This is a genomic window from Methylobacterium organophilum (assembly GCF_022179465.1).
In the GTDB taxonomy this organism is placed as follows: Bacteria; Pseudomonadota; Alphaproteobacteria; order Rhizobiales; family Beijerinckiaceae; genus Methylobacterium; species Methylobacterium organophilum.
On the sequence record NZ_BPQV01000004.1, the window covers coordinates 213,064 to 227,380 of the forward strand.

Annotated in this window: 13 protein-coding genes; 8 read left to right on the forward strand and 5 right to left on the reverse strand. The window is 71.8% G+C overall.

Going from position 1 to position 14,317, the window contains the following annotated elements:
* The first annotated feature begins 14 nt into the window (after positions 1-14).
* Positions 15-482, forward strand: a complete 468-nt coding sequence (gene madL / locus MFF21_RS08460; RefSeq protein ID WP_238310706.1) for a malonate transporter subunit MadL — start codon at positions 15-17, stop codon at positions 480-482.
* 17 nt (positions 483-499) lie between these two features.
* Positions 500-1,267 (forward strand): malonate transporter subunit MadM, encoded by a 768-nt coding sequence (gene madM, locus MFF21_RS08465; protein ID WP_238310915.1) that lies wholly within the window; start codon positions 500-502, stop codon positions 1,265-1,267.
* Between the two features lie 83 nt (positions 1,268-1,350).
* On the opposite strand, the gene MFF21_RS08470 is transcribed toward madM, so the two are convergent.
* Genes MFF21_RS08470 through dctP form a run of 3 tightly spaced genes read right to left on the reverse strand, consistent with a single transcriptional unit; the run spans position 1,351 to position 4,402 of the window.
* A complete protein-coding gene (locus tag MFF21_RS08470) occupies positions 1,351-2,703 on the reverse strand; it encodes a TRAP transporter large permease (RefSeq protein ID WP_238310707.1) in 1,353 nt (450 codons plus the stop codon).
* On the reverse strand, positions 2,700-3,383 hold the full coding sequence (locus MFF21_RS08475) for a TRAP transporter small permease (protein ID WP_238310708.1): 684 nt from the start codon (positions 3,381-3,383) through the stop codon (positions 2,700-2,702). Before MFF21_RS08475 ends, MFF21_RS08470 begins: the two co-directional genes overlap by 4 nt.
* Positions 3,380-4,402, reverse strand: a complete 1,023-nt coding sequence (gene dctP, locus MFF21_RS08480; protein ID WP_238310709.1) for a TRAP transporter substrate-binding protein DctP — start codon at positions 4,400-4,402, stop codon at positions 3,380-3,382. Before dctP ends, MFF21_RS08475 begins: the two co-directional genes overlap by 4 nt.
* Positions 4,403-4,659: 257 nt before the next feature.
* On the opposite strand from dctP, the gene MFF21_RS08485 reads away from it, so the two are divergent.
* Entirely contained in the window at positions 4,660-5,343 is a 684-nt protein-coding gene (locus MFF21_RS08485) for a GntR family transcriptional regulator (protein ID WP_238310710.1), read from the forward strand.
* A 15-nt stretch (positions 5,344-5,358) separates the two neighbouring features.
* Here the strand turns inward: MFF21_RS08485 and MFF21_RS08490 are convergent, their stop codons facing one another.
* Positions 5,359-6,753 carry an FAD/NAD(P)-binding protein gene (locus MFF21_RS08490; RefSeq protein WP_238310711.1) on the reverse strand — a complete coding sequence of 465 codons (1,395 nt, stop codon included), beginning with the start codon at positions 6,751-6,753 and terminating at the stop codon, positions 5,359-5,361.
* A gap of 302 nt (positions 6,754-7,055) precedes the next feature.
* Between MFF21_RS08490 and MFF21_RS08495 the strand changes: the two genes are divergently transcribed.
* The 4 genes from MFF21_RS08495 (at position 7,056) to MFF21_RS08510 (ending at position 10,919) form a co-directional block, all read left to right on the forward strand.
* Positions 7,056-8,207: an acyl-CoA dehydrogenase family protein gene (locus tag MFF21_RS08495; RefSeq protein WP_238310712.1), complete on the forward strand. Its 1,152-nt coding sequence runs from the start codon at positions 7,056-7,058 to the stop codon at positions 8,205-8,207.
* 9 nt (positions 8,208-8,216) lie between these two features.
* Complete coding sequence (locus tag MFF21_RS08500) at positions 8,217-9,320, forward strand: LLM class flavin-dependent oxidoreductase (RefSeq protein WP_238310713.1); 1,104 nt, start codon at positions 8,217-8,219, stop codon at positions 9,318-9,320.
* A complete protein-coding gene (locus MFF21_RS08505) occupies positions 9,320-10,276 on the forward strand; it encodes an ABC transporter substrate-binding protein (protein WP_238310714.1) in 957 nt (318 codons plus the stop codon). Before MFF21_RS08500 ends, MFF21_RS08505 begins: the two co-directional genes overlap by 1 nt.
* 88 nt (positions 10,277-10,364) lie before the next feature.
* Complete coding sequence (locus MFF21_RS08510) at positions 10,365-10,919, forward strand: cupin domain-containing protein (protein WP_238310715.1); 555 nt, start codon at positions 10,365-10,367, stop codon at positions 10,917-10,919.
* A 16-nt stretch (positions 10,920-10,935) separates the two neighbouring features.
* Here the strand turns inward: MFF21_RS08510 and MFF21_RS08515 are convergent, their stop codons facing one another.
* Positions 10,936-11,847 (reverse strand): UDP-3-O-acyl-N-acetylglucosamine deacetylase, encoded by a 912-nt coding sequence (locus MFF21_RS08515; protein WP_238310716.1) that lies wholly within the window; start codon positions 11,845-11,847, stop codon positions 10,936-10,938.
* A 360-nt stretch (positions 11,848-12,207) separates the two neighbouring features.
* Between MFF21_RS08515 and rpsA the strand changes: the two genes are divergently transcribed.
* On the forward strand, positions 12,208-13,923 hold the full coding sequence (rpsA, locus tag MFF21_RS08520; RefSeq protein ID WP_238310717.1) for a 30S ribosomal protein S1: 1,716 nt from the start codon (positions 12,208-12,210) through the stop codon (positions 13,921-13,923).
* Positions 13,924-14,317: the final 394 nt, after the last annotated feature.

Here is a 14,317-nt window from a genome sequence, read left to right on the forward strand (position 1 = left end):
CGGGGGGGCCGGGCATGACCATCCTCGGTGTCGCCCTGCTCGCGGCCTGCACGCTGATCGGCGTGTATCTCGGCGACCTGCTCGGGGCCGCGCTCCACGTGAAGGCCAATGTCGGCGGCGTCGGCCTGGCCATGATCCTGCTCATCGCCGCCCGGGTCTGGCTCAAGACGCACGACCGTCTCGGCAAGGGCGTCGTCACCGGCGTCGAGTTCTGGGCCAGCATGTACATCCCCATCGTCGTGGCGATGGCCGCGCAGCAGAACGTGGTCGCCGCGGTGAGCGGCGGCCCGATCGTGATCATCGCCGCCACGGGCTCGCTGGTGCTGTGCTTCGCCTGCGTCGCCCTGATCAGCCGGATCGGGCGCCGGCCCGAGGACGACCGCTGGAGCGCCGAGGCCCGGCACGGCGGCGCCGTAATCGGCGGCGAGCCGGAGCCGGCTCCGGCCGCCGGCCCCGTCATCGCCAACGACCGCAGGGGGTGAGCGCCATGGACCTTTCGATCTGGCACGGCATCGAGCACGTCTTCGTCGAGCAGAGCCTGGTGGCGGCCTTCGCCGTCGTCGGCGCGCTGATGCTGTTCTCGAACGTTCTCGCCAGGCGGCTCACCGCGGGCCGGGTGCACGGCTCGGCCATCGCCATCGTGCTCGGGCTGGTCCTGGCCTATTTCGCCGGCCTCCAGACGGGCGGCAAGAAGGGCGTCGCCGACCTCCCGGCCCTGGCCGGGATCGGCCTGATGGGCGGGGCGATGCTGCGCGACTTCGCCATCGTGGCCACCGCCTTCGAGGTGGACGTGGTCGAGGCGCGCCGCGCCGGCCTGCTCGGCGTCCTCGCCCTGGCGCTGGGCACGCTGCTGCCCTTCGTGGTCGGGGCGCTCACGGCGGTCGCCTTCGGCTATCACGACGCGGTCTCGATCACGACGATCGGCGCAGGCGCGGTCACCTACATCGTCGGCCCGGTCACCGGCGCGGCGATCGGGGCGGATTCGACGGTGATGGCGCTCTCCATCGCCACCGGCGTCACCAAGGCGGTGATGGTGATGGTCGGCACGCCGCTGGTCGCCCGCCTCATCGGCCTCGACAACCCGCGCTCGGCCATGGCCTATGGTGGGCTGATGGGCACGGTGAGCGGGGTGGCCGGCGGGCTCGCGGCCACCGACCCGCGGCTCGTGCCCTACGGGGCGCTCACCGCCACCTTCCACACCGGCATCGGCTGCCTCGTCGGCCCCTCGCTCTTCTTCCTGACGGTGCGCGCCCTGGTCGGGGGCTGAGGGCGCGCCCGGCGGACCCGAAAAAACCCGCCGCGCCTCCGATCGGATCGGGGCGCGGCGGGGCGTCGTCATCGCGGTCCGGCTCAGCGGGTCGAGGGCAGGAGCTGGTCGGGCAGCCAGAGGGCGATGCCCGGCACCAGGCAGAGCAGCACGATCGCGATCCCCATCAGGATCACGAAGGGCAGGGTGCCCCAGATGATGTCCTTGAGCGGGATGTCCGGGGCGATGTTCTTGATGACGAAGATGTTGAGCCCCACCGGCGGGTGGATCAGGCCCATCTCCATGGTGATCGTCATCACCACGCCGAACCAGACGAGGTCGAACCCGGCGGCCTTGAGCGGCGGCAGGATGATCGGCGCCGTCATCAGGATGATCGAGACCGGCGGCAGGAAGAAGCCCAGGGCGATCACCAGCGCCAGGATGGTGGCGAGGAGCAGCCAGGGCGAGAGCTGCATCGCCACGATGGCCTGGGCCGCCGCCTGGCTGATGTGGAGGTAGCTCATCACGTAGGCGTAGAGGAGCGACATGCCGATGATCAGCATCAGCATGGTCGATTCCCTGAGCGTCGCGGTCAGGATCGGGTCGAGGTCGCGGAAGCGCCAGACACCGTAGATGACCGCGATGAGCGCCAGGGCGAGGAGGCCGCCGAGGCCCGCCGTCTCGGACGGGGTGGCGTAACCGCCATAGAGCGCGACCATGACGCCGGTGAGCAGGATCACGAAGGGCAGCACCCGCGGCAGCGTCGAGAAACGCTCCCGCATGCTGTAGGCCTCCTCCTTCAGGATCGGGTGCTGCGTGCCGTCCCGCTCATAGGCCCGCTTGGCCGCCGCGAATTCCGAGCGGAAGCGGAACACCGACCAGCCGGCGAAGAGCGCCACCAGCAGGAAGCCCGGCCCGATTCCGGCGAGGAACAGGCGCCCCAGCGACTGCTCGGCCGCGACCGCGTAGAGGATCATGGTGATCGAGGGCGGCAGCAGGATGCCCAGCGTCCCGCCCGCCGCGATGATGCCGGCGGCGAAGCCCGGCGAGTAGCCGCGCTTGCGCATCTCCGGGATGCCGGCCGAGCCGATGGCCGAGCAGGTGGCCGGCGAGGAGCCCGCCATGGCCGCGAACAGGGCGCAGGCGAAGACGTTGGCGATGCCGAGGCCCCCCGGGATGCGGTGCATCCAGGCATGCATGGCCGAGTAGAGGTCCTGGCCGGCCCGGCTCCGCCCGATCGCGGCGCCCTTCAGGATGAAAAGCGGGATCGAGAGCAGGGTGATCGAGGCCATCTCCTCGTAGACGTTCTGCGCCACCGTATCGAGGGAGGCGGCGGGCATGAACGCATACATGAAGGCGAGCGCCACGAAGCCGAGCGCAAAGGCGATGGGGATGCCCGACAGCATCGCCGTGAGCGTCGCCCCGGCATAGAGGAAGCCGATCGCGGCGGTGCTCATCGAGGTGCTCCCGGGGTGCGGGCCGAAGGGGGCGCGTGGGGATCGAGGGGGGCGACGTCGTCGCGGTTCGTGTTGAGATCGGCGCCCATGCCGATCTTCGGCTGCGCCCGGCCGGCGCTGGCCGGCCCGTAGAGCAGGGCCTCGGCGATCTGCAGGACGAATTGCAGGCCGAGCAGGGTCATGCCCGCCGCCATCAGCAGATAGGGAATGAAGAGCGGCGGCCCCCAGGTCGATTGCGAGATCTGGCCGTCGACCCAGGCCTCGTGGAACAGGCTCCAGCTCTTCCAGGCGAAGAAGGCCACGAAGGCGAGGCTGACCAGGTCGACCAGGAGCAGCCGGATCCGGTTGGCGGCGGCCGGCAGCAGCCCGGTCAGCGCCTCGATGGCGACGTGCCCGCGCTTGGCCTGGACCCCGGCCGCCGAGAGGAAGGTCGCGCCCACGATCAGGAACACCGCCGTCTCGTCCTGCCACTCGGTCGGCTCGTGCAGGACGTAGCGGATCAGCACCGAGTAGCTGAGCACGAGGCAGGCCCCGACGAGGGCGAGGCCGCCGCAGACCAGGATGGCGTGGTTGAGCCGGCGGGTGGCCCGGTCGATCACGCCGAGGGGGCCGGGGATCCGCGGCACCTCGGCCGCGGGCCGCTCGGCGGCGGCCGAGGCCGCATCGAAGGCGTGGCTCACGCGACCTTCTCCGCGAGTTTCAGGAGCTCGGCGCAGCTCGCGTTCTTGTTGGCGAAGTCCTTCCAGGCGGTCTCGCGGGCGATGTCGCGCCATTTGCCCAGCGTCGCCTCGTCCATGTGCACGACCTTGGCCCCGGCCTTGGCGAACACCTCCTCGACCTTGCTGTCGTCGGCCTTGGCCCCGTCCTGGCCGAAGGGCTCCAGCTCCGCGCCCACCGCCATGATCAGGTCCTGCTGGTCCTTGGGCAGGCCGGAGAACACGATCTTCGACATCATGATCGGCTCGAGCATGAACCAGTAGGAGCGCTCCCGCCCCGAGGTCAGGGCCTTCGAGATCTCCTCCAGGCGGAACGAGATCAGGCTGGTGGAGGAGGTCAGCACCGCGTCGCAGGCGCCGGTCTGCATGGCGGCGTAGGATTCGTTGGAGGGCAGGGAGAGGGTCGCCGCGCCGGCCTGCTTCATCATCAGGTCCATCTCGCGGGAGCCGCCGCGGACCTTCATGCCCTTGGCGTCGTCCGGGGTGAGCAGCGGGCGCTCGCGGCTCGCCACGCCGCCGGCCTGCCAGACCCAGGAGACCAGGATGACGCCCTTGGCGTCGAGGATCTCGACCAGCTTGCGGCCCACCGGCGCATTCTTCCAGGCCACCGCCTGGGCGTAGGAGGGGACGAGGGCCGGCATCAGCCCGATATTCATCTCCGGCACCTCGCCGCCGGCATAGGGCGAGGGGTAGAGCGTCATGTCGAGGGCGCCCTTGCGGATGGCGCTGAACTGCGCGTTGGTCTTCATCAGCGAGGAGCCGGGATAGACCTGCAGGTCGAGGGCGCCGCCGGAGCGCTCCTTGAGGGCGGCGGCGAATTTCCGGCACATGCGGTCGCGGAAATCGCCCTCCTCGGCCGAGCCGCCGGGAAACTGGTGCGAGATCTTCAGCGTGGTCGCCGCGCGGGCGGAGCCGAGGCCCAGCTTGAGCAGGGCAGGGGCGGCCAGACCGGCCGCGAGAAGGTGGCGGCGGTGGATCAACATAGCGTCTCCTCCCGAATATCAGCGTCTGCGCGCTGAAAATTGATTCGGTTCTCGCATTTTTTCGCAGTTTCGTATTTTTTCAAGCATCATTTTTCATTATCGTATACGCGAAAACCGATCAGGCGCGATTCCGTATCCGGTTCTCGTCCCCGCCCCGCCGTTCCGCGGCCGCGGGCACGACCGGCGGCCCGCAGCAAGCTTGACGTTGGAGGGCGCCGGCCGCTGATTTCGCGGCGGGACGCCGGGGAGGAGACGCGATGGAGGAGCAGGGGGTCGAGGAGCGCGAGCTCCTCTCGGACCGGATCCGCAATGCGCTGACCGACGCCATCGCCTCGGGCAGCCTCGCCGCCGGCACGGCGCTCGACGAGCAGGAGCTCGGCGACCGCTACGGCGCCTCGCGCACGCCCGTGCGGGAGGCGTTGCGCCAGCTCGCCTATAGCGGGCTGGTGGAGCTGCGCCCGCGCAAGGGCGCCGTCGTCACGCGGATGACGCCGGAGCGCATCGCCGAGATGTTCGAGACCACCGCCGAGATCGAGGCGATGTGCACCCGGCTCGCCACCCACCGCATGACGGTGCTGGAGCGCAGCCGCCTGATCGAATTGCACGAATCCTCGGCCGCCCTGGTCGCGGCGGGCGATTACGACGCCTACGACGCCTTCAACCTCACCTTCCACGCGACGCTCTACAAGGCGACGCATAACGGCTTCCTGGCGGAACAGGCGCTCGGCATCCGCTCCCGGCTCTCGGCCTTCCGGCGGACGCAGCTGCGCCAGGACGGCCGCATCCACATCTCGAGGGCCGAGCACGGCGAGATCCTGGCGGCGATGGCGGAGGGCGACGGCGAGCGGGCGGCGCGGCGCATGCGCGCCCACATGCTCAACGCCGCCAGCGCCCTCGGCCGCTACATCGCCGAGCATACCGGCTCGCTGCCGGAGGTCTGACGGGACGGCGGCGGCTCAGGCCGCCCGCACCGGCCGCAACTCGGCGGCGACCAGACCGGCGAGGTCGGCCGCCTCGTTGCGGATGTCGGGCACGGCGATGCATTCCCACAGCACGCCGCGCAGGAGCGGCCCCAGCGTCCAGAGCCGCCGGGCCGAGCGGGTCCCGAGGGCGGCGAAATCCGGCGAGGCGTCGAGGCCGAGGTCGAACGGGCCGGGCCGTACCAGGCCGCGGGCGATGAGACGGCGCAGCAGCACGTCCTGCGTCTGCCCGATCCGGCCGAAGCCGGTGGCGTCGAGGATGCTCTGGACCGCGAGCTCCTCCGTGCCGGCCCGGCCCCGCGGCTGCAGGGTCACCACGGCCTCGTCCGCCGCGTCGCGGATCGACAGGATCCGGCCCGCCCGCACGCTGAGGCGCCCGGCCGCGACCTCCCGGGCGATCGCCTCCGCCGCGGGCGGGGCGATGCGGTGGCGGTGCACGTCCCAGAAGGGGCGGAGGTGGCGCAGGAAGCGGGCCCGCTCCACCGGGGGCAGGCTGCGCCAGACGAAGTCGGTCACGGGGCGCAGGGAATCGATCACGCCGCGCCAGTCGAGCCCCGCGGCGCGGGCCTGCGCCACCTCGGCCCGGATCCGCCGGGTCAGGCGGGTGAGGGAGGCGAGGTCGCGCGCCCCGAGATTCGGCACCGGCCAGGGGGCGGCGGGGGCGTGGACGTTCGGCAGCAGCCCCCGGCGGGAGAGGGCCACGACCGGGCCGGGAAAGCCGCGCCCGCGCAAGGTCGCCACCGCGTCGACCATGGTCAGGCTGGTGCCGACGATCAGGACCGGGCGCTCGGGATGCAGGCGGCCGAAGCTCTCCGGATCCCAGGGATCGGCCCGATGCCGGCTCTCCGGGCCGCCGGAGCCGGCGAGATTGCCCATGGCGAGCACCGCCCCGGCGACTTTGTGGACCTGGCCGCCCTCGGTGCGCAGATCGTAGCCGTGGGACGCCGGGGCGAGATCGACCACCGCGTCGTTGACGAGATGGAGCCGGGGCGCCCCGTCCTCCGTCACCGCCCGCCGCAGCAGCTCGGTCAGGTAGCGGCCGTAGAGCCCGCGCGGGGCGAAGGTGCCGGCCGGCGTCGCCTGCACGGTCGCGGCGTCCTCCGCGTCCGGCCCCGCGGCCAGTGCCGCCAGCCATTCCTCGAAATGCCGCGGCCGGTCCGGATAGGCGCTCATGTTGGCGGCGCGCAGGTTGAGGAGATGGGCCGGGGCCTGCGTGCCGTAGGCGAGGCCGCGGCCGAAGGTGCCGGCGCGCTCGCAGAGCAGCACCGGGCGGTCCCGGGGCAGGGCCTCGAGCAGGTGGATCGCGGCCATGGTGCCACTGAACCCCGCCCCAATCACGGCGATGGGGAGCGCGCGCTCCTTCGCGGTCATCTCGACAACCATCCTCACGTCAGACGAACGGCCGGCGGCGCGACGGCCCCGACCCATCCCTCAACCGTAACGCCGTTCTATAAATCGAACAAGAACCGTCCGATCGCTTCCGTGCAAACCCTTCGGAAAGACAACCACATTCTGAAAGACGAAGGAATTTCTCTGTAAACGCGCGTGGTCGTAGAAAACCTTCTCTGAAATTCGTCCACTAAAAAGAACACTTCTCTTGACCCTGGCCGCCTCTGGCCGGAGCATCTGCGCCGTCCCCGATCCCCTCGCCAGAGGCCGCCTCGTCGCGCCCGATGAACGCCGTCCCGCCCCTCGCCGACCCCGCCGAGACCCTCGCCCGCGCCTTCGCCGCCCGCGCCGGGGAGGCCGACCGTACGGGCCGCTTCTCCCACGAGAACCTGGCCGCCCTGCGCGCGGCCGGGCTCCCGGGGCTCACCGTGCCGCGCCGCCTCGGCGGGGCGGGGGCGGGCCTCGGCGAGGCGGCGCGGGTGGTCGGCACCATCGCCCGGGGCGATCCCTCGACCGGCCTCGTCCTGGCGATGCAGTTCATCCAGCACGGCCTGATCCACGGGGCGGAATCCTGGCCCCGGCCCCTCGCCGACGCCGTGGGCCGCGCCGCGGTGGAGGAGGGGGCGCTGATCAACGCACTCCGGGTCGAGCCGGAGCTCGGCACGCCGGCCCGGGGCGGCCTGCCGGAGACCGTGGCGCGGCGCGTGCCCGGCGGCTGGTCGCTGTCGGGCCGCAAGATCTACTCCACCGGGAGCCCGGGGCTCGCCTACGGCCTCGTCTTCGCCCGCACCGACGAGGCCGAGCCGCGGCTCGGCAACTTCCTGGTGCCGCTCGCCGCGCCGGGCGTGCGGATCGAGGAGACCTGGGACCATCTCGGTCTGCGGGCGAGCGGCAGCCACGACGTGGTGCTGGAGAACGTCGCGCTGCCCGCCGACCATGCCGTCGACCTGCGCGCGCCGGAGGGCTGGCGGGCGCCGGCCGCCGCGCAGCAGGCCTGGAACGCCGCCCTCCTGGCCGCCGTCTATGACGGGGTCGCCCGCGCCGCCCAGGCCTGGTTCCTCGGCTTCCTGCGCGCGCGCGCCCCGGGCAGCCTCGGCGCGCCGCTGGCGAGCCTGCCGCGCTTCCAGGAGGCCGCCGGGGAGAACGAGCGGCTGCTCTTCGTCAATGCGCGCCTCGTTGCCGGCCTCTCCGCCGCGGTCGATGCCGGCACGCCGCCGACGCCCGAGGAATCCGGCTTCGTGAAGGTCACGGCCAGCGAGAACGCCATCGCCGTGGTGCAGCGGGCGGCGGAATTCGCCGGCAATCCGGGCCTGTCCCGGAAGAACCCCCTCGAACGCCACCTGCGCGACGTGCTCTGCGCCCGCATCCACTGGCCGCAGGGCGATGCCGTCCGCGTCCAGGCCGGGCGCGCCGCCCTCGCTCCCGCCGCACGATAGGAGGCCGCCATGCCCCTGCTCCCGCCCGACGCCATCGAGTTCATCGGCTTCGCCGCCCCGCGCTACGTCTCGGAGACGCATCCGCCGGACGGGCCGGCGATCGACCGCGACTATCTCAGGCTCCTCGCCCAGGCCCATGAATGGGGCGGCTTCGACCGCATCCTCGTCGCCTTCTACGCCGACGCCCCCGACGCCCTGCTGCTCTCCGCGCAGATCGCCGCGGTGACGGAGCGCATCGGCCTGATGATCGCCCACCGGACCGGCTTCACCGCCCCGACCGTCGCGGCGCGCCAGTTCGCGACCCTGGACCAGCTCACCGGCGGGCGCGTCGCCCTCCACGCGATCAGCGGCGGCGACGACCGCGATCTTGCCCGGGACGGCGACCACCTGACCAAGGACGAACGCTACGCCCGCACGGGCGAGTTCCTCGACATCGCCCGCCGGGTCTGGAGCGCAGCGGAGCCCTTCGACTATGCCGGCCGGCACTACCGGATCGCGGGCGGCTTCTCCGAGGTGAAGCCGGTGCATCCGGACGGCATCCCCGTCTATTTCGGCGGCGCCTCGCCGGCGGCCCTGGAGATCGCCGGGCGGCACGCCGACACCTACGCCCTCTGGGGCGAGACCCTGGCGCAGGTCCGCGAACTGATCGCCCGGGTGCGGGCGGCGGCGGCCCCGCACGGGCGGCGGCCTCGCTTCAGCCTCTCGTTCCGGCCGATCCTGGCGGAGACCGAGGCCGCGGCTTGGGCGCGGGCGGAGGCGATCCTGGCGCGCACCCGCGCCCTGCGGGCGGCGCGGGGGCTCGGCCCGGCGGCCCGGCCGGAGAACGAGGGCTCGCGCCGCCTGCTCGAGGCGGCGGCCCAGGGGTCGCGCCTCGACAAGCGCCTCTACACGGCGATCGCCGCCGAGACCGGCGCCTCGGGCAACTCGACCGCGCTGGTCGGCACGCCGGAACAGGTCGCGGAGGCGCTGCTCGACTATCACGATCTCGGGGTGCGCACCTTCCTGATCCGCGGCTTCGACCCGCTGGAGGACGCGCTGGATTACGGCCGCACCCTGATCCCCGCCTTCAAGGCCCTGCTCGCCCGCCGGGGCGCGACCGCGGACGCCGCCTGATGCGCCTCATGTCCCTCCTCGCCCTGGCGCTGCTGCTGGCGGCCGGACCCGCCCGCGCCGAGGACGTCCTCCGGGTCGGCGACCAGCGGGGCAATGCCCGCGCCCTGATGGAGGCGGCGGGCGTCCTCGACGGCCTGCCCTACCGGCTCGAATGGAGCGAGTTCCCCGCCGCCGCCCCGCTGCTCGAAGCCCTCAATGCGGGGGCGATCGACGCGGGCGGGGTGGGGGACGCGCCCTTCACCTTCGCCGCCGCCGCGGGCGTGCCGCTCAAGGCCTTCGCCGCCTATCGCAACCGGCAGGACGGCCTCGCCATCCTGGTCCCGCCGGATTCGCCGATCCGCGGCGTCGCCGACCTCAAGGGCAAGCGGATCGCCACCAATCGCGGCTCGATCGGCCACCAGATCGTCCTCGCCGCCCTGGAGGAGGCCGGCCTGCCCGCCGACAGCGTGACCCTCTCCTTCCTGCCGCCGGCGGATGCCAAGATCGCCCTCGCCTCGGGCGGGGTCGATGCCTGGGCGACCTGGGAGCCCTACACCTCGACCGCCGAGCTCGCCGGCCTCGCCCGCGTGGTGCGCGACGGCAACGGCATCACCCCCGGCCTCAGCTTCGCCGTGGCCCATGACGGGGCGCTCAAGGCCAAGCGCGCCCTGCTCGCCGATTTCGGGCGCCGCCTCGCCCGGGCCCGGGACTGGGCGCTCGCCGACCCGAAGCCCTATGCCGCGGTCTGGTCGAGGCTGATCGGCCTGCCCGAGGCGGTGCCCCTGCGCTGGTTCGGCCGGGCGCAGTACCGCGCCGTGCCGATCGACGCCGAGGTGATCGCCGACGAGCAGCGCACCATCGACCTCTATGTCCGCAACGGCCTGATCCCGAAGGCGCGGGCGCCCCAGGCGGCGGCGATCTTCGACGCCGCGCTCCTGAGCGCGCAGGACCTGAAGCCCGAGCCGGCCACGCGCTGAGGGCTTGCCTTCACCCCGCATCGACTTTTGCCCGGCGGCGGTGTCCAGTGCCGCCTCGATCGATGCGCCCGCACGAGGATGTTTCGCGATGCACGACGTCGACGGCGATCACGCCCACCCGCACGACCCGGACCACGGGCATGAGCACGGCCATGCGCATGGGCACCACGACCACGGGGCCGAGGCCGGGCGCTGGAAGCATGACGGCGTGCGCGTGATCCCCGGGGACAAGCTCGACCCCAACACCGCCCAGACCCCGGGCATGTACCGGCAGGCGGCGATCAACGCCGCCCGGGTCGGCGCCCAGAAGATCTGGGCCGGCACGGTGGCGATCGAGCCCGACGCCAAGACCGGCGTGCACCATCACGGCGCCCTGGAGAGCGTGATCTACATCGTGTCGGGCAAGGCCCGGATGCGCTGGGGCGACCGCCTCGAATACGTGGCCGAGGCGGGGCCGGGCGACTTCATCTTCGTGCCGCCCTACGTGCCCCACCAGGAGATCAACGCCTCCACCGACGAGCCCCTGCATTGCGTGCTGGTGCGCTCGGACAACGAGGCGGTGGTGGTGAACCTGCCCGATGTCGATCCGGTGGAGCGGCCGGAATCGGTCTACTGGGTCGACCCGATCCACCGGCACCCCTGATCGGACGGAGCCGGCCTCAGACCAGCTCCCAGGCGCCCTCGTCGGCCATCAGCTTGGCCAGGAGGGCGTGGTTGAGCTCGTGGCCGGTATGGGCGGCCTCGACCCGGCCCTCGATCGGGTGGCCGGCCAGCGCCAGGTCGCCGACCACGCCGAGGAGGCGGTGGCGCACCGGCTCGGCCGGCAGCCGCATCCCGCCGATGACGCGGCCGCGCAGCAGCAGCGCCGCGGAATGCGGGCCGCAGCCCCGCAGGAAGGGTTTTCGCGTCACCGTGCCGTAGGCGCGCCCGGCCATGGCCCGCAGGTAGCGGCCGAAGCTGCGCGAGGGCGCGAGCTCGGCCACGAAACTCTCCGGCGTGACGGGGCCGGCCCAGTCGAGCGGCCCGAAATGGGCGAGGGCGACGTGGCCGCTCACGAACAGGCCCTCGCCGGGAGCGATGCTCAGGCGCCGCCGCCCGTCCGCGACGGCGACGGGGCGCCGCACGCGGATCCGGCGCCGCGGCGCCTCCTGGGCCACCCGGCCGGCCTCCCGGATCGCCGTGCACCAGGGCACGGCGCTGCCGTCGAAGATCGGCAGTTCCTCCGCGTCGATCTCGACGAGGGCGTTGTCGATCCGGAGCGCGCTGAGCGAGGCCATCAGGTGCTCGATCGTGCGCACGAGGACGCCGTCGCGCTGGATCGCGGTGCAGAGCGGCTGCGACACCCGGAAAGGCCACAGGGCCGGCACCTCGGCGCTGCGCCCGCCCTTCAATTGGCGGCGGAACAGGATGCCGTGGCCCGCCGGCGCCGGGGAGACCCGCACCGTGGCGCGGGCGCCGGTATGCAGGCCCCGGCCCGACAGGGCGAAGGGCCGCGCCAGGGTCGCCTGAGAGGTCGCCTGGGCGGTCGTCCGGGACGCCGCCGGGGATGCGGAGCCTGAGTCTGGGGTCATGGGCGGTCGCACCGGGGGAGGGGGCCCGGCCGGCCCGGGAGCCTCGTCCCGACGGGGGAGGGCCGGCTTTCGGGACGGACGAGGCGATAGCGGAAGACGCAGGCCGAGGCGAGCGCTGCAGCGCAGCGTTGCTTCAATCGGCACAATCGGTTATGGCACGCTCGCTTGTTGCGTCATCCTGCGGGTCGTGCATCCCGGCTGGCGCGAGAAGAGCCCTCGACCATCGTGTCACATGCGTCGGCCCCCCGGATGCGGGGGTGAGCCTGGATGGGAGCACATCCCCCGGGCGGCGGTGGAGAGGGCGGTCCGCAACGCGAACCGCCGGCGCCGGCCTCGAGGAGAGGCCTTTCAGGAGAGAGAATGTCAGCTGGTCTGAACGTGCGCGACGGCGCGCCGAGCCGCGAGGATTTCGCGGCGCTGCTCGAGGAGTCCTTCCTCCAGCACGAGATCACCGAGGGCTCGGTCGTCAAGGGCACCGTCGTCGGGATCGAGAAGGACGTCGCCGTCATCGATATCGGCGCCAAGACGGAGGGCCGCGTCGCCCTCAAGGAATTCACCGGCCCGGGCCGCGAAGGCGAGCTCAAGGTCGGCGATGAGGTCGAGGTCTATGTCGACCGCATCGAGAACGCGCTCGGCGAAGCCGTCATCTCGCGCGACAAGGCCCGCCGCGAGGAGAGCTGGGTGAAGCTCGAGAAGGCCTTCGAGGCCAACGAGCGCGTCACCGGCACCATCTTCAACCAGGTCAAGGGCGGCTACACCGTCGATCTCGACGGCGCCGTGGCGTTCCTGCCGCGCTCCCAGGTGGACATCCGCCCGGTGCGGGACGTGACCCCGCTGCTCGGCACCCCGCAGCCCTTCCAGATCCTCAAGATGGATCGCCGCCGCGGCAACATCGTCGTCTCGCGCCGGACCGTGCTCGAGGAGAGCCGCGCCGAGCAGCGCTCCGAGCTGGTGGCCAACCTCGAAGAGGGCCAGGTCATCGACGGCGTGGTCAAGAACATCACCGAGTACGGTGCGTTCGTGGACCTCGGCGGCATCGACGGCCTGCTGCACGTCACCGACATGGCGTGGCGCCGCGTGAACCATCCGTCCGAGGTCGTGACCATCGGCCAGACGGTCAAGGTCAAGATCATCAAGATCAACCACGAGACCCACCGCATCTCGCTCGGCATCAAGCAGCTGCTGGCCGATCCGTGGGAGGGCATCGCCCAGCGCTACCCCGAGGGCGCCAAGCTCAAGGGCCGCGTGACCAACATCACCGATTACGGCGCCTTCGTGGAGCTGGAGCCGGGGATCGAGGGCCTGATCCACGTCTCCGAGATGAGCTGGACCAAGAAGAACGTCCATCCGGGCAAGATCGTCTCCACCTCCCAGGAGGTCGAGGTGCAGATCCTGGAAGTCGATCCGGTCAAGCGCCGCATCTCGCTCGGCCTCAAGCAGACCCTGCAGAACCCCTGGGATGCCTTCGCCGAGAAGCACCCGGTCGGCTCCGAGGTCGAGGGCGAGGTCAAGAACAAGACCGAGTTCGGCCTGTTCATCGGCCTCGAGGGCGATGTCGACGGCATGGTCCACCTGTCGGATCTCGACTGGAACCGTCCCGGCGAGCAGGTCATCGAGGAGTTCAAGAAGGGCGACATGGTGCGTGCCCAGGTTCTCGACGTCGATGTCGAGAAGGAGCGCATCTCGCTCGGCATCAAGCAGCTCGGCGGCGACCCCTTCGCGGAAGCCGGCGAGATCAAGAAGGGTCAGGTCGTCACCTGCGAGGTGATCGAGGTGAAGGATTCGGGCGTGGAGGCGAAGATCGTCGACACCGACCTGTCGACCTTCATCCGTCGCGCCGAGCTCGCCCGTGACCGCGGCGACCAGCGTCCCGAGCGTTTCGCCGCCGGCGAGAAGTTCGACGCCCGCGTGACCATGTTCGACCGCAAGGCGCGCCGCGTCCAGCTGTCGATCAAGGCGCTCGAGGTGGCCGAGGAGAAGGAGGCGATGGCCCAGTTCGGCTCCGCCGATTCCGGCGCCTCCCTCGGCGACATCCTCGGCGCGGCCATGAAGAAGGCCCGCTCCGACAACGAGTGATCCGGCAGACCCCGGCCTTCGGGCCGGGGCCCAACCCCGGACGGAACCTCCCGGACCCCGCGGTCCGGGAGGTTTTTTGTTGCGCCGACGCCCCGCGGGGCCGAATCGATCCGGACCGTTTCCGGACGGCGGAAGCGGTCTCCGCGCCTCTCCTCGCCCCCTGGGCGAGGGGGACCGCGCGCAGCGCGGGGGAGTGGGCTTTTTGCCGGGCGCGAGGCCGGCTCTCACGGCGCCCCCTCCCTCCGCCTCGCGGCCACCGCCCCCAGCGTTGGAGAAAAGGTCGATCACTCCCCCTCCGCGTCATGACAAGCAGGGCTTCATATCCTAATTATATACCTGAGAAAGCAGATACTAGCACCCCTTGGGCGTACAATGCATTAGCTAAAGCATTGAG

Bases quoted from the DNA above. Each gene is read 5' to 3' on its own strand.
- MFF21_RS08470 (WP_238310707.1), bottom strand. From the start codon at position 2,703: ATGAGCACCGCCGCGATCGGCTTCCTCTATGCCGGGGCGACGCTCACG.
- MFF21_RS08490 (WP_238310711.1), bottom strand. From the start codon at position 6,753: ATGACCGCGAAGGAGCGCGCGCTCCCCATCGCCGTGATTGGGGCGGGG.
- dctP (WP_238310709.1), bottom strand. From the start codon at position 4,402: ATGTTGATCCACCGCCGCCACCTTCTCGCGGCCGGTCTGGCCGCCCCT.
- rpsA (WP_238310717.1), top strand. From the start codon at position 12,208: ATGTCAGCTGGTCTGAACGTGCGCGACGGCGCGCCGAGCCGCGAGGAT.
- MFF21_RS08495 (WP_238310712.1), top strand. From the start codon at position 7,056: ATGAACGCCGTCCCGCCCCTCGCCGACCCCGCCGAGACCCTCGCCCGC.
- madL (WP_238310706.1), top strand. From the start codon at position 15: ATGACCATCCTCGGTGTCGCCCTGCTCGCGGCCTGCACGCTGATCGGC.
- MFF21_RS08515 (WP_238310716.1), bottom strand. From the start codon at position 11,847: ATGACCCCAGACTCAGGCTCCGCATCCCCGGCGGCGTCCCGGACGACC.
- MFF21_RS08500 (WP_238310713.1), top strand. From the start codon at position 8,217: ATGCCCCTGCTCCCGCCCGACGCCATCGAGTTCATCGGCTTCGCCGCC.
- MFF21_RS08485 (WP_238310710.1), top strand. From the start codon at position 4,660: ATGGAGGAGCAGGGGGTCGAGGAGCGCGAGCTCCTCTCGGACCGGATC.
- MFF21_RS08505 (WP_238310714.1), top strand. From the start codon at position 9,320: ATGCGCCTCATGTCCCTCCTCGCCCTGGCGCTGCTGCTGGCGGCCGGA.
- MFF21_RS08510 (WP_238310715.1), top strand. From the start codon at position 10,365: ATGCACGACGTCGACGGCGATCACGCCCACCCGCACGACCCGGACCAC.